Raw genomic sequence first — 19,505 nt, forward strand, 5'->3', positions numbered from 1 at the left:
CGCGTTGGAGATAAACATGCAACAGTTACAAGATAAGCATTTGCTTAAACCCTTTTCATACATTAATGGTAGTTGGCATAGCAGCGAATCATCATTCTTGGTGACCAACCCCGCTACGGGCGAAGAAGTTGCCAAAGTAAGTGATGCCGGTGTTGCTGAAACTGAACTTGCAGTTAAAGCCGCAAAAGATGCATTAAAGTCATGGTCATCAAAGTCAGCAAACGAAAGAGCCACGTTAATGCGTAATTGGTTTAATCTAATGATGGAGCATCAAGATGACTTAGGCCGAATTTTAACCGTAGAGCAAGGTAAACCACTAGCCGAAGCTAAAGGTGAAATTGCCTATGGCGCGGCTTTTATTGAATGGTTTGCTGAAGAAGGCAAGCGTGTTTACGGTGATACCATTCCAGGTCCATCTGGTGATAAGCGTATCGTTGTGATCAAACAGCCTGTTGGTGTAGTAGCATCGATAACACCTTGGAACTTTCCAAATGCAATGATTGCCAGAAAAGCGGCAGCAGCATTAGCTGCTGGTTGTACCTTTGTGGTACGTCCGGCAACCCAAACACCATTATCTGCATTAGCTATGGCTGAACTTGCTGAAAGAGCCGGTATTCCTGCAGGTGTATTCAATGTGGTTGTTGGTATGGATGCTCGTGGTATTGGTAAAGTACTTACTCAACACCCAGATATTGCTAAATTCACTTTTACTGGCTCAACACCTGTTGGCAAGTTGTTAATTGAACAATGTGCGACAACTGTAAAAAAAGTATCGATGGAACTGGGTGGCAATGCGCCATTTATTGTTTTTGATGATGCAGACATCGATGCCGCAGTACAAGGCGCAATGGCATCAAAGTACCGTAATGCCGGTCAAACCTGCGTGTGTACCAATCGAATCTTCGTACAGCAAGGTGTGTTGGCTGAATTTACTGAAAAATTCAGCCAGGCAGTTGCCGCATTACAAATTGGTAACGGCTTGGATGCCGGGGTAAGTATTGGCCCGATGATTTCATCCTCTGCGGTTGCCGATGTTGATAAGTTGGTTACAGCAACGATTAAAGCAGGGGCAACGTTAGTTGCTGGTGGCTCAGGTCATAGCCAAGGTGAAAATTATTATCAGCCGACAATATTAACTAACGTTACTACTGATATGCCTATTGCCAGTAACGAAATTTTTGGCCCGGTGTCGCCTATAATCGCGTTTAGCGACGAAAGCGAAGTGCTCGCTATGGCTAATGATACCGAATACGGTTTAGCTGCTTATTTTTATACTCGTGATATTGGCCGTGTTTGGCGTGTCGCAGAAGGTTTAGAGTTTGGCATGGTTGGTATTAATGAGGGCATTATTTCTAATGCTGCCGCACCTTTTGGTGGGGTAAAGCAATCAGGCAATGGCCGTGAAGGCTCTAAATATGGTTTAGATGACTATATGGAAATTAAGTATTTATGTATGGGCGGCTTAGACAAATAAGCTAGCCAGAGTAACGCTTTATATAAGAGTTAAAGCGTTAAATATATAAATAGAACGTATGAAATTAAAAGATTAATAGGTAAAGAAAATGAACAATCAACAACTACAAGATAGAAAGACTAAAGTAATTGCTCGTGGTCAAGGTAACATGTACCCAGTATATGTTGAACGTGCAGAAAACTCAGAGCTTTGGGATGTTGAAGGTAAGCGTTATATTGACTTTGGTACGGGTATTGCCGTTTGTAATACTGGCCATAGTCATCCAAAAGTCGTTGCTGCGGTAAAGGCACAAGTGGATAAGTTTAGTCATACTTGTGTAATGGTAAATCCATATGAAGTTGCTGTTGAACTTGCTGAAAAACTGACGGCTATCGCCCCAGGTGATTCAGAAAAGAAAGCCATTTTTGTTTCTACTGGCGCTGAAGCAGTAGAAAATTGCGTTAAAATTGCTCGCGCTCATACTGGTCGTCGTGGTGTTATTGCATTTAATGGTGGTTTCCATGGTCGTACAAATCTAACAATGGCATTAACAGGGAAAATACTACCTTATAAAAACTTATTTGGTCCATTTCCTGGCGATATTTTTCATGCACCATTCCCGATTGATTGTCATGATATTTCAGTTAAAGACTCATTAAAAGCCGTAGAAAACTTGTTTAAAGTTGATATTGCTGCAACGGATGTTGCCGCAATTATAGTTGAACCAGTGCAAGGCGAAGGCGGATTTTACGCTGCACCGGCAGAATTTTTACAAGCGCTGCGTAAACTTTGTGATCAACATGGCATTGTATTAATTGCTGATGAAATTCAAACCGGTTTTGGCCGTACAGGTAAAATGTTTAGTTTTGAACATTCCGGCGTTGAAGCTGATTTAATGACTATGGCCAAAGGTATTGCTGGTGGTTTTCCAATTGCTGCAGTAGTTGGCAAAAGTGAAATCATGGATGCTCCATTACCAGGTGGCCTGGGTGGAACTTACGGTGGCTCTCCTGTTGCCTGCGCAGCAGCATTAACTGTTTTGGATGTGATTAAAGAAGAAAATCTAGTTACTCGCTCTAATGAGGTTGGTGCATTATTCAATGAGCGCTTAACGCAGTTACAAACTCAATTTCCAAGCCTCATTGGTGATGTTAGAAATCAAGGCAGTATGATAGCAATTGAGTTAGTCAAGGAAGGGGATTTTGAGCAACCTAACCCTGAGCTAACGCAAGCGATAATTGCTAAAGCAGCGGAGTATGGTTTAGTGCTGCTTGCATGTGGTTTTTATAGTAACGTTGTTCGATTCTTACCGGCATTAACCATTAGCGATGAATTAGCGAATGAAGGTTTAGACAAATTTGCTGAGTTATTTGCCTCTGCAGCCAGCTAGTTGAATAAAGGATATATCATAAAATGAGTGAGATGAAATTAGCTCAAAGCAATGTACTAACTGAGATAACTGAACGGGCGCCTAATGTAGTGCTACCTTCAGAAAATGACGAGCAAACAGCTTTGAATTTTTGTTTATTTCTAGATTTTGCCGATGCTGAACAACAGTGCTTTATTTTAGGATATAACTAACCTGATCTTAGGTTAACTAAACAGCTACAGCTATAAATTTTTTATACTCGTGCTACTGTAAAGTGCTAATAATTGTGCATTTTATAGTGGTACGAGTATATTTTTATGTTTGCTGTAACGCTTCCAAATACGCCTCTAGAATTAAATTACCACGTGCCCCTTTGCGGGTAATTGCTGAAAATTTAGTGGCGAAACTTCTAGTATACGCTCCTATGCTCCGCATTTTATCTTGGCTCACCCAGCGCTCGGCGAAATGGGTCGGTAAAAAACCAATAAACCTGCCGGTTAAAATTAAAAAAGCGATACCTTCTCTATCAGTCGATGTTGCCGTAGCATTGAGTACACTTTGCTGGTGCTTAATGGCGACAGTTTGCGCATAACTTGGTACAACGGCATCATATTGTGCAAGGGCGCTATCACTAATGCTATCTAAATCTTGGGTAAACAAAGGGTGTTGAGCACTACAATAAAGTTCAGACTTTTCTTTATATAAAGCTTCATAGTTTAAACCGGGCAACACTTTAAGCTCAGGTACAACTCCTATGTGTAAATGGCCATCAAGTATTGCTGCTTCAATGTCTGTAGGCGGCATCATGCGAATATTGATGATCACATCGGGCGCCTTATGTTTGAGCATACTTAATGCTTGCGAGATACGCATCTGGGGAATTGTGACTAAGTTATCGGTAATGCCAATATTTAATTCACCGACCAGATCAGTATTAATCGCATTGATTTGTGCTTTAAACGTTTCTAACCCCGACAATAGTTGCATTGCAGATTTATAAACTTGCTCACCTTCTTTGGTAATAGAAAATCCAGCACGACCGCGATGACAAAGCTTCATATTCATTAAGCTTTCTAGCTCAGTGATTGCCTGACTAATAGCGGGCCTGCTGATATTTAATTCTATTTCAGCTGCGGCAAAACCACCTGCTTCAATAACCGCTTTGAATATTCTTAGCAGTCTAATATGAGCATCACCTATTTGTCTGGGCAATAAATTTTTATTTGCTGGCATCTTTTATAATCTTTAGTTAAGTAAACAGTTAACTTAGGTTAATTAATTGTGGATTTAATAATCTAACAGTTTGGCGATAATAACTGCAACTTTTAATTAATCACTTGTTTACATTATTTGCAGACAATACTGAGGTGATAGATGAATAATAACCCTGCCTATTGTGGTTTAAGCCAAGAGCAACTCGACGCACATTGGATGCCGTTTACCGCCAATCGTCAATTTAAACAAGATCCGCGCTTAATCAAAAGTGCCCAAGGGCGCTATTACACTGACGCTTTTGGTCGAAAAATATTTGATGGTTTGTCGGGCCTTTGGACATGCGGCGCTGGACATTCGCGCGACAAAATTACAGAAGCAATAAGCAAACAAGCTAAAGAGTTAGATTATGCTCCTGCCTTTCAATTTGGCCACACTAAGTCATTTGAATTAGCCCATCGCATCACTGAATTTATGCCGGCAAATTTAAATCGTGTGTTCTTCACTGGCTCTGGCTCCGAATCGGTAGAAACGGCATTGAAAATTGCCCGGGGTTATTGGCGCAAAAAAGGTATGGCAAGTAAAACGCGTTTTGTCGGCCGTGCTAAAGGCTACCATGGGGTTAATTGGGGCGGTATCAGTGTTGGCGGTATTGGCGCTAACCGAGCCATTTATGGGCAAGGCATAGACGCAATCCATTTACCTCATACGATGACGGCTGAGAATCAATTCAGCCAGGGCATGCCAGAGCATGGCGCACATTTAGCTGATGAATTAGAGCAGATGATTGCGGTTAATGATGCTGCCAATATTGCTGCGGTTATTGTCGAACCAATGGCTGGCTCGGCCGGTGTTATTCCACCACCGGTTGGCTATTTAAAGCGCCTTAGAGAAATTTGTACAAAACATAATATATTACTGATCTTTGATGAAGTCATAACCGCCTTTGGGCGAGTAGGGGCTAACACTGGTGCGGAAGAATTTGATGTTATTCCAGATATCATGACCACAGCAAAACAAATAACCAATGGTGTAATACCAATGGGCGCGGTAATTTCTAAACAAGAAATTTACGATACATTTATGGATACCTCAGGCCCTGATTACATGTTGGAATTGCCACATGGTTATACCTATTCTGCTCATCCAATAGCTTGTGCTGCAGGCCTGGCAACGCTTGAACTGTTAGAAGAAGAGCAGCTTATTGCTCGTTCAAAAGCGTTGGCGCCAACATTCGAACAAAAGTTACATAGCTTACAAGGCAGCAGCCATATCACTGATATTCGTAACTATGGCTTAGCCGGCGGCCTTACTCTTGCGGCTAAAGATGGCCAACCAGCGTTGCGCCCATATGAAGTCGCGATGAAGTGTTGGCAAAAAGGCTTTTACGTACGCTATGGCGGTGACACCATCCAGCTGGGCTTACCATTTAGCACTGAGGATAGCGAAGTCGATAGCTTGATCAATGCTATTGGTGAAGCACTTAGCGAAACTGAATAATTTTAAAGAATTAATTACCAAGGAAATGACATGACAGCTCAACTAGCGACCAAAACGACAACTCAAATGACAACGATAGGCCATTTAATTAACGGTGAAATGGTCACTGACGGCTCTCGTTCACAAGATGTATTTAACCCGGCAACAGGTCAGGCTGAAAAGCAAGTATTGTTAGCCTCTAAACAAACCGTTGAGCAAGCGATTGCCAGTGCCCAAGCGGCCTTTCCTGCATGGCGTAATACGCCGCCAATTAAACGAGCGCGAGTGATGTTTCGTTTTAAAGAGCTACTCGAAGAACATGCCGACCATATTTGTAAATTAATTGGTCAGGAGCACGGTAAAATAAGTCACGATGCCGCGGGAGAATTACAGCGTGGTATCGAAAATGTTGAGTTTGCTTGTGGCGCGCCGCAATTACTAAAAGGTGAGCATAGCCGTAATGTCGGCCCTGGTATCGATTCATGGTCAGAGTTTCAACCATTAGGTGTTGTTGCCGGTATTACGCCATTTAACTTTCCTGCTATGGTCCCGATGTGGATGTTCCCGTTAGCCATAGTATGTGGTAACACCTTTATTTTAAAACCGTCCGAACGCGATCCGAGCTCAACGCTATACATTGCGCAACTGTTAAAACAGGCAGGTTTACCTGATGGTGTATTAAACGTTGTTAATGGCGATAAGGAGGCGGTTGATACATTACTAACTGATCCGCGCATTAAAGCAGTGAGCTTTGTCGGTTCTACACCTATAGCTGAATATATCTATGCTACTGCTAATGCTAATGGCAAACGCTGTCAAGCATTGGGCGGCGCGAAAAACCACGCTATTGTAATGCCTGATGCTGATATGGATAACGCCGTTAATCAATTATTGGGCGCTGCTTTTGGTTCATCCGGGGAGCGTTGTATGGCGTTATCTGTAGCCGTAGCGGTTGGTGATGAAGCCGGAGATGCATTAGTAACTAAAATGCAAAATGCCATGCAAGGGCTGAGTGTTGGCGCTTACGACAACGCCAGTAATGATTTTGGTCCGGTAATTACTTGTCAGCACAAAGATAAAGTAAATGGCTATATCAATAGCGCCGAGCAACAAGGTGCCAGCATAGTTGTTGATGGCCGCAACCCTAAAGTCGATGGTTATGATAATGGTTATTTTGTTGGCGCAACGCTAATTGATGGTGTAACTGCCGAGATGGACAGCTACAAAGCGGAAATTTTTGGTCCTGTTTTGCAGGTGGTTCGAGTTAAAACCATGCAGGAAGCAATGCAGTTAATTGACGATCACGAATATGGCAATGGCACCTGTATTTTCACTCGCGACGGTGAAGCGGCGCGTTACTTTTCAGACAATATTCAAGTGGGTATGGTTGGTATTAATGTGCCATTACCTGTACCTGTTGCTTACCATAGTTTTGGTGGTTGGAAGCGTTCATTATTTGGTGATTTACACGCTTACGGTCCTGATGGTGTGCGTTTTTATACTAAACGTAAAACCATTACCCAGCGCTGGCCATCAAGCGGTGTGCGTGAAGGGGTCTCATTCGCGTTTCCAAGTTAAGAAATTTTTCATGATTAATACAATAATCGAACTATCAGCAGAACCTGTTGGTTTTCATGATGTAGCCGATGAATTAACTGCTGATATGTTTGTTTCTAGCATTCCAACTCAGCATAGTCATGACTATTACTGCGATGAAGAATTAGGCTTGTATATAGGAGTATGGGATACAACTGATATGCAAGAAGCACCGGGTGCCTATGAATTGGAAGAATTTATGGTGATACTTGTCGGCGAGGCAAGTATTAAAAACAATCAAACAGGGCACATAGAAACAGTGCAAGCGGGAGAAAGTTTTGTTATTCCTAAAGGCTACGACTGTCAGTGGCAACAGCAGGGATATTTAAAAAAATTCTATGTTATTTTAGATAATGACAAGCTCGCAGCTAATAATCAAAACGTAAATTCGATTGCTCATTTTAGTGCTAATCAAAACAATGAGAGTTATGAGAATGAGCAACACACGCTAAAAGCAGGTGTAAGCAATACTAATGACAACCTTAACTGTAGTAAAGATTATCGCTTCGTCAGTGTGTTAAAAGGTAGATTAACCCTAACCGATAGCAGCGAAAATAATCAAAGTTTTGGCGAAAATGCTACGATATTTATCAAAAAAGGGCAGGTAGTTAGCAGCAGTATTTCGGCAGATTATAAACAATATTTTGCCAATATCAGTATCTAAATAGCAACACATAGAATTAACGACAAGGACTAACAATGCATTACCAACACTTTATTAATGGCCAGTGGGCAAAATCTGCAACAACCAATACCTTTGCCACCATTAATCCTGCGACTGAAGAAGTAATAGCGCAATTACCTGCAGGCAATAGTGATGATATCAATTTGGCCGTAGAAGCTGCACGTGATGCTTTTGATCATGGACCTTGGCCAAAACTTTCTGGAGCAGAGCGTGGTGCTTATTTACAAAAAATGGCTGAAATTATTAATCGCCGTTTAGTTGAACTGGCAAAGCTGGAGGTGCTCGATAATGGCAAGCCTTATCCTGAAGCTGAATGGGATATTGAAGATACCGCAGGGTGTTTTGAATATTACGCAAATCTTGCTAAAGAGCTAGACAATAATAGAGAAACTGACATTGAATTACCTGAACCAAGGTTTAAATCTAAAGCAATTAAAGAACCCATTGGAGTAGCAGGCGCTATTATTCCGTGGAATTTTCCAATGCTTATGGCGGCATGGAAGGTCGCACCAGCGTTAGCCGCTGGTTGTACTATGGTGTTAAAACCTTCTGAAATTACGCCTTTGACTGCGCTTGCACTAGGTGAAGTTGCAGAGGAAGCAGGCTTACCTGCAGGCGTTTTAAATATTGTTACTGGCCTTGGCCAAGACGCCGGGCAGCCATTAGCAGAACATCCCGATGTGGATAAAATGGCGTTCACTGGCTCGGTACCCACTGGCAGTAAAATAATGGAAATGGCGGCTAAACAGGTTAAAAATATCAGCCTGGAGCTTGGTGGAAAATCGCCGTTGGTTATCTTTGACGATGCTGGTATTGAAGCCGCGGTTGAGTGGATCATGTTTGGTATATTTTGGAATCAGGGCCAAGTATGTTCGGCGACTTCCCGAGTACTGGTCGCTGAATCTATTTACCCGCAATTACTTGAACGATTAACGATAGAAGCGAAAAAAATTACTATTGGTGAAGGCAATAAAGACGATGTTTTGTTGGGGCCTTTAGTTAACGAAAGCCAATACGAAAAAGTACTAGCGGCTATTAAGCGTGGCGAACAAGAAGGCGCAACAGTTGCCTGTGGTGGTAAACGGGCGGTTGGTTTTGATAAAGGTTACTTTATCGAACCAACCATATTAACTGACATGAGCGATGACAGTTGGATTTGGCAGGAAGAAATCTTCGGCCCGGTAGTTTGTGTTAAACCATTTAAAGATGAAGCACAAGCGCTGCGTCTGGCAAATGATACTCGTTTTGGTTTAGCTGCGGCCGTGATGTCAAAAGATGAAGGCCGCTGTGAACGGGTTGCAAGAGCATTTCGCGCGGGAATTGTTTGGGTTAACTGCTCACAGCCTACCTTTGTCGAGGCGCCATGGGGCGGCTACAAACAATCGGGAATTGGTCGTGAATTAGGTCAATGGGGCTTAAACAATTATCTTGAAACTAAGCAAATAACAACATTTAACAGCGATGAACCCTGGGGTTGGTACATTAAATAAATCTCGACAATCGAGAGTAAACAAGCAAAGAAATCATTTATATAATTACATTAAGGCGTTGTAATGCAAGCTCATATTGAAGCAATTAAAGACTCAAAGTACTGTTCTATTTGGCATGACCAAGACGACATCCGGCCTGATGAGTTACCAGCATTAGCGGCTGATGAACAATGTAAATTATTAATTGTTGGTGGTGGTTTCACCGGCCTTTGGGGCGCATTGCAGGCGAAAGAAAGAGCACCAAATGCTGACATAATTCTGATTGAACAAACATTTATTGGTGACGGTGCTTCGGGTCGTAATGGCGGTTTTTTAAATGCCAGTTTGGCTCATGGTGAAACCAATACCGACCATCACTTTCCTGGTGAAGCGGATAAATTGCATGAGCTTGGCCTTGAGAATATTAAAGGTTTATTAGCATCCCTTAAAAAATATGGCATAGATGCTCATCATGAAAATGTTGGCGAAACAGAAGTTGCCCTGAGCCAAGGAGCCGCTGCGGATCTAAAAAAACACTATGAACACGCAAAAGCCCAAGGAGATGACGTAACCTGGTTTGACCAAGCGGCCATACAACAGCAAGTAGGTTCACCGAAGTTTTTAGCGGGCTTGCAATATAAAGATGGCCATACCGGTATTGTCGATCCTATTCGAATCTGTTGGGGGCTGAAAAAAGTACTCTTAGAACTTGGTGTTAAAATTTTCGAAAATACGCCGTTAACTAAACTCACGCCTTTGGGAAAATCGCAAATGACGGCGGTTTGTAATGGCGTTACTGTAATCGCTGACAAAGTATTAATGGCGACCAATGCCTATAACGTCTGCCTTAAAAAAGTGAACGTTAATACCATTCCTGTTTGGGACTATCAACTGGCAACAGAGCCATTAAGCCCGGAACAAATGGAATCTATCGGCTGGTTTAAAAGCCGTCATGCATTGGGCGATCATGCCAACATGTTTCATTATTTTCGCTTGACCAAAGATAATCGTATTACCTGGGGCGGTGGTGGCTCGGTTCGTTATTACTTTAATAAAGATACTGGCAGTCACTGTGCCGATATACCTGAGCGCTTTGAGCAGCTATCGAAAGAGTTTTTTGAAACATTTCCGCAATTAACTGGCATAAAGTTTAGCCATCGTTGGAGCGGTATACTGGCTACTTCTACCCGTTTTTGTATGGTGCCGGGTGTTGCATTTAATGGGCGCGTAGCTTGGGCCGTTGGTTATACCGGCTTAGGTGTTTGCGCTTCAAGGTTTGGTGCCAGGGTAGGAATTGAGTTATTAGGCTATCAACCCAGCGATATTTTGAATATGCAGTTTGTCAAAAAAGCACCTATGCCATGGGCACCTGAGCCAATTAGATGGTTGGGCTATAAAGTAACCCATAATGCCTTAGTAAAGGCTGACGCTAATGATGGTAAACGTGGTTTATGGCTCAAATTTTTAGATAAACTTAATCTTGGTTTTACCTGTTAAATAAGGCATTAAAATGAACTATCAAATAAAACAAGCAGGCATCGGTGACCATCAACAAATTGCGGTTTTATTTGATCAGTATCGACAATTTTATCAACAAACCAGCAATATCAAACTTGCCGAGGCGTATCTTAAAGAGCGACTTGAGCTTAATCAGTCAATTATTTTCCACGCTGTAGACCATTCTGGTTGCAGCTTAGGCTTTACTCAGCTTTATCCCAGTTTTTGCTCCGTTGCTCTTAAACCGGTATTCATCCTTTATGATCTTTATGTGCTTACATCGGCAAGGACTTTTGGTGTTGGCCGGGCATTAATGAACGCCGCGACTGAACATGCAAAAGCTCATGATGCGACTTATATATCATTAGAAACTGAAACGAATAATACTAATGCTCAAGCCTTATATGAAAGTTTAGGTTATGCCCAAGATGATGAATATCTGAAATATTTTTTAGAGTTAGATAATAAATAAAATAATAAGAAAATTACTATGACAGTTACAGCAAACCCAAATAATAACATTTTCAAAAATTTCAGTGTGTTTCAGCTGTTTAAATATTCGGTATATGTTTTACTTTCAATGAACATTTACTTTTTTTTCGTTGAAGATTACAGCGCCAGTTCGCAAACCTTTGCTCAAGGCGTGTCGGGCTTGCAAGTTATCGAAGCATTTACTGCAACCATAGACACCGCAGCCTGGGTTATTTTATTACTGTTGTTTGAACTTGAAACTTATGTGCTTGATGATGACAAAATCAAGGGCTGGGTAAAATACAGCATTAACGCGATTCAAGCGTTGTGTTATCTGGTTATCGTGTCTTCTTTTTACGGCTACATTACTAAATACAATATGCTGCATAGCATTAGCCCCTTTATAATCGATGATATTTGTAGTTTAGTGGGGAGTTCATTTACCTACGTTCGAGACCTTGACGATTACCTGCCTTTAACGAAAGAAGTGTGCGAAAGTTTTGCCAATGTGCCGTTATTGCAAATAAACGACACGCAAATAATTGCTGATCAACTTCACCTCACCGAGGCGCATCGTTTATCAACCGTGGAAGTAATTAACTCAGCGACTTGGTTATTAGTGGTTATTATTCTTGAAATTGAAGTGTATTTACAATTGAAAGGGCAGTTATCTAAACGCCGTATGTTTGCCCATAAAGTTATCAAGGCAGTACTTTATGCTACCTTGTTTATTGCTGCAGCGTATTGGGGCGTGAAAGGTGGTTTTATTGATTTTTGGGATGCGTTCTTGTGGCTAGTTGCATTTGTATTCATTGAATTAAATATTTTTCAGTGGAATGCAGAAGGCGAAGAAGATACTGCCAAGTTAACACAACAAACTAAGCAGGCTAAGGCATGAAAATAATAACGTCTAAACCCAGCTATGTTATTGAGCAAGCGCTAAACATAGGTCAGCATAATTGGGACTCGCCTGATCACTTAGGTATTGGCCAGCTGTCAATGGATAAGCTGTTTAAAACTGTAGCGATAGAATGCAATGAAACGCTGGTGTTACCACAAAGCAATAAACCGCTTAATGTTGAACAGTTACAGTTTAATGATCCATTGATGCAAGGTCGCATGATAACGGGTGAGCAACTGTTAAACCGGCGAATTTTTAATGACGGTTTATTAGTGATGCACAAAGGTGAGGTTGTCCATGAGTCTTATCGAAACGGTATGACCCCGACAGATCGGCACGTTATTCACTCATGTACTAAGTCGTTATGTGCAATGCAGATAGCTATTGCTATCGAACAAGGTTTAATCGATGCATCAGCACAACTAACCTTGTATTTACCTGAATTTTTACAACACCATGCTTGGCATGGGGTGACTGTACAACACGTACTTGATATGCAAGCCGGTATTGAATATGACGAAGATTATACTAACCCAAATGCTCATTATTGGAGTTATGCCAGGGCGGCCGGATATTATCCGGTGAAACCAGGAGAGCAAGCCATTGGCGCGAGAGCGTGGGCTTTGCAAAACCTACATACCCGTGCACACCCGCCGGGTAGTTGCTTTTCATATAACTCTTGTTTAGCCAATGTATTAGGCATGGTGCTTGAACAAGTTTATCAAAAAGACCTGACAGAAATATTTGAACATCTACTTTATCAACACATAGGCGCTGAGGCTTCAGGCTATTTTAATACCGACCCGCAAGGTTTTGCGATTACTGAAGGTCAGTTAAACTTACGTTTGCGTGATTTCGCCCGCGTGGCATTTTTAATGATAAATAACGGTAAAACATTAAGCGAAGAGCAACTACTGCCAAAGGCATTTATTCAGGATTTGGTAAAGCCCGATGACTTTTACAAACAAGCGTATCAAGCAATAACACCAGATAGACTGTTTACCAAGGCGCAATATAAAAACCAGTTTTGGGTGTTAAATCCGGAACAACAACAGTTCGCTATGTTAGGCATACATGGTCAATTTGCCTGGTTTGATTTATCAAAGGACTTAATGATTGTAGGTATGGGCTCATACCCAGTGCAAGATGGCGAACTACTGATGAGGAGCTTAGATACGCTTTGGCAGACAATCGCAACGGAGTTAACTGAATAAAAGACAGGACAAAAAATAAAAAACACACCGTCATTCTACACGAACACTAGCGAGGTGAGGCTCCTCCTGAAGTTTGCTATGACTTAACTTAAGTGAATCATGAACGACAAAAAAGTGCCATTCAGAGACGCTCAATAATTATCTATTAGATAGTTTTTTACCAATAAACTCGCCGAAAATTTGAAGGGTTATTAGTCCAAGCAGACCCATTGGATAAATAAAATACCAGCCCATGAAAAGCTCTCTTTTTCCAATAGTCCATGCAGATAAAACGTCAAACATAAATAAACCCGCTAACCCACACCAAAGCCACGTTGAATGTTTGGACCGAGTGAACCATTGTTTTTCTGCTGCAAAAGTGCCACCAACATATGCTAAAAAGAAGCTGCATATTAGCGAGGCATGAACTCTTAAAGGGGCACCACTAATTGATAGATAAGCTATAGACAAAATAATAAAAATTACGATACTTGTGATTAAAGTTTGTTTCATTGTCCTGTGCCTACTAAGGTTTACTATTCCGCCATTTAACTCCATAACAGAGTGAGGCAAACAGTATTGTTCCACCTGGAAAAAATGGATTTATTGAAGAGTCGACGACTAGAACAATTGGTGCTGTTACAAAAAACAAAATCATTCCCCATCGTCCCCAAAAACCTGTAGCCCAAACGGTGATTAGAGAGCTAGCAATCAAAACAATACTAGATATCAGAATTGAAGTTAAATTTATTGGAGTTGAAGTCACTGAAGTAAATATAAAAATTAAAGCGAACAATGTAACAACAGCGAAAATGCCACCTACAAAGATAGCTAACAAAAATCGCTTAACATCCCTTTCCATTCCTGATACTTCCTAAAATTTATAATTTTTCACTGGCGGGTTATCGCTCTTTTCTGCCGTAGTTAAGGCTTAATTTCAGCTTGAGTTTTAATATTATCAAGAGGTAAATCGTCATGTTTAACGAGAGCCAATAATGCTTTAAATCTGCTATTTATGTGAACCATCAATTGCAGAAATAAACATATAACCAAACCAACATCTGCATATTGAATTTGAGGCTCATAGAATACGTGCATTAACAGCATACATAAATTGCAAATACAAAGAATCCATTCTCGGATTGATAAAGAAGTACCTTTCAAAATTTGATACATTCTCTTTTTATCGTCAGGCGCTAAATACATAATAATTTCCTTTTATTTTATTTCCACTTATCGCTCTTTGTAGATTAACAACTTTTAGCTTTGAGTCTATTGATAGGATATTGATTTTTTCTTAATTATTTATCTAATAACAGATAGATGAAGGATGTGAGCTATTATTGGGTTTTCTTACCAAATTATTTGAGCCATCAACGACCGTTTATCGTTGTGAGTTCAACGGGTGAATGTAGTGCTATCCGTATAGTCGCTTTAGGAACGTTAAAAACAATTTGTTTTAACTTGTCTTTTTTCTGTGCTTGATATTTTTAATCAGTGACTTGTAAACCTATAAAAATACCAGTAACAACGATCAGAAAATCGAGCGAAACAGCAAACCATTTACCTACTGATTAGATTTGCTGCAATAAATGCGTATTTTAACAATCGGGTGGCGGAGTTTGTTTTGCTCGTTTAGGTGCCCAAAATGCGCCAACCTGTACCGTACATTCTGCTATTTTATGTTGCCACCTAAGCTCTTTTTGGTAATAAATTTCGGCCCAAATCTTGCCTTTGGTTGATTTACCATCAACATAGTCGCCCTTGATAAATGCATAAGCAATATTTTGCTTTAATGCTGATGACCAAGCGGCAGACGTCACATAACCAATTTCTTTAGTGCAGGCTTTATCACTATAAAGAAAACTGCCATCGGCGGGCTTATTGCCTTCTATATCGAGTTTGGTCAACTTAAATTTTGAACCTTGTTGCTTTTCTTTAAGCAGGGCTGCACGGCCGTTAAAATGTGCTTTTTTAAAATTGACAATCCAGTCTAAACCCAATTCAAACGGTGACTGACTAAAACCTAAATTTACGGTGTGCAAGGCGCCATGAAATTCAAGCTCCGGTAATAAAAATCCAGCTTCTAAACGGGCAACGCCTAACGGTTCATCCCCCAATGGTTGAATACCGTATAAATCACCTTTACTAAACAATATATCCCAAAGAGCTATAGCATTACTTGGGTCTACCCATAACTCATAACCAAGATCTCCGGTGAAGCCGGTGCGTGAAATCATCAGTTCAACAATGCCGCTTTGTGTTTCCAGGTTGAAATTGCCGATATCAAAAGGTTTCAATAACTCAACGTCGGTTATGTTTAATGCTTTTAATAGCGCACAAGAGGTTGGTCCTTGCAATGCCAGACCAGCGATATTGTGGCTTTCATCAGTAATTTCAATGTCAGCAAAACCAACCGCACTTAACATAAACCAATCCATGGCAGGTTCAGCACAGAAGATGATAAATTCATCCTGGCTCAAACGAAACAAGGTGCCATCGTCGATTACTTTACCGCTGTCATCACACCAAACATTATAGGCAACACGATTAAAGCCCTGCTGGGCAACATCACGGGTAACCATGCGGTTTAACATCCGTTCAGTATCTTTACCTTTAATACGATATTTACACATTGGCGAATTATCAAAAACCGCACAGGCATTACGGGTAGCCATATATTCAGAAAATGCATCAAAATAATATTCTGGAGTACGATAACCATTCCAATCGATCCAACGTTCAGATAGATTCATCGCACTAATACGTTGATCAAACGGTGAACGACGCTTGGTCATTAAAGTATGATTAATATCTTTGGCCGTTTTTATCAAAGTATTGCTGTTGTTAGAATTCATGAGTTAATACCTCTTTTGCCGCATTTTTGCCAGCCGCGCCCATTATGCCTCCGCCAGGGTGAGCACCCGCGCCACATAAATAAAAGCCAGACATCGGCGTTTTATACTGAGCTGAGCCGTACGTTGGCCTGTTCATCCACCATTGATCTATTGCCAACTCTCCGTGATGCCAATGACCGCCATCAACGTTAAATTGTTGCTCTAAACCTTCAGGGGTGAGTAATTCATGGGCAATTACGCAGTCATCAATATTTGGCGCATAACGTCTAAGTACTTGCATTACATTTGCGAGTAGCTGCTCTTTATTCGCTTGCCAACCACCTTTTACTGTGTGCGGTACGTATTGAATATTAATCGACATCACATGCTGATCTGGCGGTGCAATTGAGCTGTCATGCATTGAAGGGATGACAATTTCCAGGGCAGGCTGTTCCGGTACTTCGCCATATTTGGCAAAATCGAAGGCATTTTCAATGTAGCTCATACTCGGGGTGATTAATATTCTTGAATCAGGGCTTTCAACACCGGTAAAGTTCGGTAGCTTAGCTAAAGCGATATGCATTTTTGCCACCATGCCTTGATTACGAATTCGATTAATACGATGGGTAAATTGAATTTGCAGGTGCTCAGCGCCCAGTAATTTAAGAAAACTGGTTTTCGCGCCAGCATTAGATATCACAACATTTGCCGATATTTGTTCGCCGTTAGTTAACACAACGCCAGTGACTTGTTGGTTAACAACGTTTACTTTGCACACTGCTGTACTATAAATAATATCTACGCCTTTTGCCTGGCATGAATTTACCATTGCATTAATTAAGCCCCCCATGCCACCTTTAGATAACGGCATGGCAGCAGAAAGGTAATTGTTGTTATTAATATCGCCAGCGCTGCGGTACCAAAGGTTTAACAGTGCATTATTTGGCGATCTTGGCGCTAATTTATTACCAATATTAATATCCCAACTTAATGCTGCTTTTAATAATGGGTTGCTAAAGAACTCATCCATTAAATCTTGTGCTGGCAAGGCAAACATACGAGTAAATTCACGCATGTCGGTTTTGCCTAAGGTGCGCAAACGTAGTGCAAATTGCCCTAAGGTTAGGTTCTGCTGTAAATCTTTTACGCCAATTCGTGGCGGCATTTTATGCCAAAATGGCGTTAAGGTTTTGCTAAATTTATTCATTAATGCGATGTAGGTGTGATAAGCCTGTTGCTCATCGGCCGTAACGCCTTTAACGCCGTGTTCGCTAATAGAAATATGCTCGCCATTATTGCTAGGAGCTTGTGGATCATCGAGAACTACAGTTGCTAAAGACTGTTTTGCCCACTTAAAACCAAACAACCCTAAGTTCATATCGTCTATTAGTTTTTGGTTCATTTGTGGCATCAGGTGGGCAACCGAAGCGCTAAAGCCCGGGCTGAACTCACGTGTTGCCGCTAAACCGCCAGCTTGTTCGTTAGCTTCCAATACTAAAATTTTCTTACCTTTATTGGCTAGTTGGTAAGCACACACTAATCCGTTATGCCCTGCGCCAATGATTATGGCATCATATTTCTTTGAAAAGTCTACTGGCTTATTCATCATCATCGTCCTCGGGTACTAGCGGTTTACCATTTTTATTTAATCGGTTTAAATCCATTAATATTTCTCGTGCACTATTGGCACCACAGGCAGACGATACACCACCGCCAGGGTGCGAACCAGAGCCACTCATATACATACCTTTAGCAGGGCCACGGTATTGGGCGTAACCCGGGAATGGTCGATTAAACATTAATTGATCCAAGGTCAACTCTCCCTGGAATATATTGCCTTCGGTCAGACCAACTTCGTTTTCAATTTCAAATGGCGTGCGTACTTCCATATGAGCGATTAGTGAACGAAAGTTTGGACAATTTTCTTCAATTCGATCAAGTACACTTTCGGCGAAAGCTGCACGTTTGTCTGTCGTCCAGCCCCCCTCAATATCGGCAGGACAATACTGTGTAAAGCAAGAAACAAAATAGTGACCAGGGGCGGCAATGGTTGGATCCCAGCAAGATGACTGCGTCATTTCAATATAAGGACGCTTGGAAAAACGTTTATTTTTCCAATCATCATAAGCTCTTTCCATATTTTCAAGTGAATCGACAAAGCCAAATGAACCTTTGGTTAACCAATGATTTGCCGGTAAACCACAAAACACCGGCATGCCTGTTAAAGCAATATTCAATTTGCCACTGGAACCACGTATTTTATAATTTTTGGCCTTATTATATAAATCGTCAGGAATATCTTCTTTAGCCATTATTTGCGTGAATGTGCGTTTAGGGTCTAAATTTGACACCACAATTTTGGCGTTTAACACCTCGCCATTATCGAGTAATACCCCTTGAGTTTTATTATTGCTAATGAGGATTTGTTGTACCGCAGAATTGGTTTTGATTTCACCGCCTAACTCTTCCAGGGCATTAGCAAGAGCTGCCGAAATTGCACCCATACCACCACGAGCCAAACCCCAGGCGCCAACGGCACCATCAACATCGCCCATCACATGATGTAATAAAACATATGCTGTCCCAGGAGAATATACCCCTAAGGCCGTGCCAATAATACTTGCTTGGGCAAAGGAGGCTTTGACCAAATCATTTTCAAAATATTCATCTAGAAAGTCTGCTGCACTCATCGTTAAAAAACGCATGATTTCATAAATTTGCTCTTCACCAAGTTCAGCAAACTTACTGCCCATATGAATTAATTCTTTAATATCTCTAGGTTTTAATGAACTTGGATCGGCCGGTGTGCGCATGAGGAAATGGCGGATTAGTTTCGCATAGCGCATTAAATCGGTTTCATAGCGATGGTATGCTGCAGCATCTCTAATGCTGTGACGAGCAATTTCTTTGTAATTTAATGAGTCGCAAGGATAGGCGGAAATATAATTACCATCACTGGCAAAAGAAATAGTACCGCCGTATGGCACAATTAATAAACCATGTTTGGCCAGTTCTAAATCGCGATGAATTGATTGGCGCAACAAGCTACATACATAGGAGCAATTTGAATATATCCAGCCCTTGTGCAGCTCTCTTGAAACAGCAGCGCCGCCAATATAATCATTCTTTTCTAGCACTACTACTTTCAAACCAGCTTTAGCAAGGTAGGCAGCATTGGTTAAACCATTGTGGCCGGCGCCAATAACAATAGCATCGTAATCTTGGCTCATAAATTAACCTTAGTTGAGATGATGGTGTTGCAAACTTTAGTCATTGCTAATCCTTAATTTAGACTTGATATAACGTCTATTAACAATAGGTTATTGTTTTATGACTAGTATTG

General features: G+C 41.2%; 17 protein-coding genes. 11 read left to right on the plus strand and 6 right to left on the minus strand.

From position 1 onward, the window contains the following. Positions 1-16: 16 nt before the first annotated feature. The 3 genes from RI844_RS15330 (at position 17) to RI844_RS15340 (ending at position 3,034) form a co-directional block, all read left to right on the plus strand. A complete protein-coding gene (locus tag RI844_RS15330; RefSeq protein ID WP_348395542.1) occupies positions 17-1,474 on the plus strand; it encodes an NAD-dependent succinate-semialdehyde dehydrogenase in 1,458 nt (485 codons plus the stop codon). Between the two features lie 88 nt (positions 1,475-1,562). After that, positions 1,563-2,843: a 4-aminobutyrate--2-oxoglutarate transaminase gene (gene gabT, locus RI844_RS15335; protein WP_348395543.1), complete on the plus strand. Its 1,281-nt coding sequence runs from the start codon at positions 1,563-1,565 to the stop codon at positions 2,841-2,843. A gap of 23 nt (positions 2,844-2,866) precedes the next feature. Further along, entirely contained in the window at positions 2,867-3,034 is a 168-nt protein-coding gene (locus tag RI844_RS15340; RefSeq protein WP_348395544.1) for a hypothetical protein, read from the plus strand. Positions 3,035-3,137: 103 nt separating this feature from the next. Here the strand turns inward: RI844_RS15340 and RI844_RS15345 are convergent, their stop codons facing one another. Beyond that, positions 3,138-4,055 carry a LysR family transcriptional regulator gene (locus tag RI844_RS15345; protein ID WP_348395545.1) on the minus strand — a complete coding sequence of 306 codons (918 nt, stop codon included), beginning with the start codon at positions 4,053-4,055 and terminating at the stop codon, positions 3,138-3,140. 141 nt (positions 4,056-4,196) lie between these two features. Between RI844_RS15345 and RI844_RS15350 the strand changes: the two genes are divergently transcribed. The 8 genes from RI844_RS15350 to RI844_RS15385 all read left to right on the plus strand — a co-directional run bounded on the left by RI844_RS15350 (position 4,197) and on the right by RI844_RS15385 (position 13,346). Further along, the gene (locus RI844_RS15350) at positions 4,197-5,534 is read left to right on the plus strand and encodes an aspartate aminotransferase family protein (protein ID WP_348395546.1); all 1,338 of its coding nucleotides are present in this window, start codon (positions 4,197-4,199) and stop codon (positions 5,532-5,534) included. A gap of 66 nt (positions 5,535-5,600) precedes the next feature. Then, the gene (locus RI844_RS15355; protein ID WP_348398366.1) at positions 5,601-7,091 is read left to right on the plus strand and encodes a CoA-acylating methylmalonate-semialdehyde dehydrogenase; all 1,491 of its coding nucleotides are present in this window, start codon (positions 5,601-5,603) and stop codon (positions 7,089-7,091) included. A 10-nt stretch (positions 7,092-7,101) separates the two neighbouring features. Continuing rightward, entirely contained in the window at positions 7,102-7,773 is a 672-nt protein-coding gene (locus tag RI844_RS15360) for a cupin domain-containing protein (protein ID WP_348395547.1), read from the plus strand. A gap of 35 nt (positions 7,774-7,808) precedes the next feature. Further along, positions 7,809-9,284, plus strand: coding sequence for an aldehyde dehydrogenase family protein (locus RI844_RS15365; protein ID WP_348395548.1), 1,476 nt, complete (start codon positions 7,809-7,811; stop codon positions 9,282-9,284). A 63-nt stretch (positions 9,285-9,347) separates the two neighbouring features. Beyond that, entirely contained in the window at positions 9,348-10,760 is a 1,413-nt protein-coding gene (locus tag RI844_RS15370) for an NAD(P)/FAD-dependent oxidoreductase (RefSeq protein ID WP_348395549.1), read from the plus strand. Positions 10,761-10,773: 13 nt separating this feature from the next. Continuing rightward, positions 10,774-11,232: a GNAT family N-acetyltransferase gene (locus RI844_RS15375; RefSeq protein WP_348395550.1), complete on the plus strand. Its 459-nt coding sequence runs from the start codon at positions 10,774-10,776 to the stop codon at positions 11,230-11,232. Positions 11,233-11,250: 18 nt separating this feature from the next. Beyond that, the gene (locus RI844_RS15380; RefSeq protein WP_348395551.1) at positions 11,251-12,129 is read left to right on the plus strand and encodes a hypothetical protein; all 879 of its coding nucleotides are present in this window, start codon (positions 11,251-11,253) and stop codon (positions 12,127-12,129) included. Further along, on the plus strand, positions 12,126-13,346 hold the full coding sequence (locus tag RI844_RS15385) for a serine hydrolase domain-containing protein (protein WP_348395552.1): 1,221 nt from the start codon (positions 12,126-12,128) through the stop codon (positions 13,344-13,346). Before RI844_RS15380 ends, RI844_RS15385 begins: the two co-directional genes overlap by 4 nt. A gap of 138 nt (positions 13,347-13,484) precedes the next feature. Here RI844_RS15385 and RI844_RS15390 read toward each other — a convergent pair whose 3' ends face one another. The 5 genes from RI844_RS15390 to RI844_RS15410 all read right to left on the minus strand — a co-directional run bounded on the left by RI844_RS15390 (position 13,485) and on the right by RI844_RS15410 (position 19,392). Further along, positions 13,485-13,838, minus strand: a complete 354-nt coding sequence (locus RI844_RS15390) for a hypothetical protein (RefSeq protein WP_348395553.1) — start codon at positions 13,836-13,838, stop codon at positions 13,485-13,487. 411 nt (positions 13,839-14,249) lie between these two features. After that, positions 14,250-14,531 carry a hypothetical protein gene (locus tag RI844_RS15395; protein ID WP_348395554.1) on the minus strand — a complete coding sequence of 94 codons (282 nt, stop codon included), beginning with the start codon at positions 14,529-14,531 and terminating at the stop codon, positions 14,250-14,252. 395 nt (positions 14,532-14,926) lie between these two features. Then, positions 14,927-16,183, minus strand: coding sequence for an aminomethyltransferase family protein (locus tag RI844_RS15400; protein ID WP_348395555.1), 1,257 nt, complete (start codon positions 16,181-16,183; stop codon positions 14,927-14,929). Next, a complete protein-coding gene (locus tag RI844_RS15405) occupies positions 16,173-17,768 on the minus strand; it encodes a phytoene desaturase family protein (RefSeq protein ID WP_348395556.1) in 1,596 nt (531 codons plus the stop codon). The genes RI844_RS15400 and RI844_RS15405 overlap by 11 nt, the downstream gene beginning before the upstream one ends. Further along, positions 17,761-19,392 (minus strand): phytoene desaturase family protein, encoded by a 1,632-nt coding sequence (locus RI844_RS15410; protein WP_348395557.1) that lies wholly within the window; start codon positions 19,390-19,392, stop codon positions 17,761-17,763. Before RI844_RS15410 ends, RI844_RS15405 begins: the two co-directional genes overlap by 8 nt. Between the last annotated feature and the right edge of the window lie 113 nt (positions 19,393-19,505).

This window comes from Thalassotalea fonticola (assembly GCF_032911225.1).
In the GTDB taxonomy this organism is placed as follows: Bacteria; Pseudomonadota; Gammaproteobacteria; order Enterobacterales; family Alteromonadaceae; genus Thalassotalea_A; species Thalassotalea_A fonticola.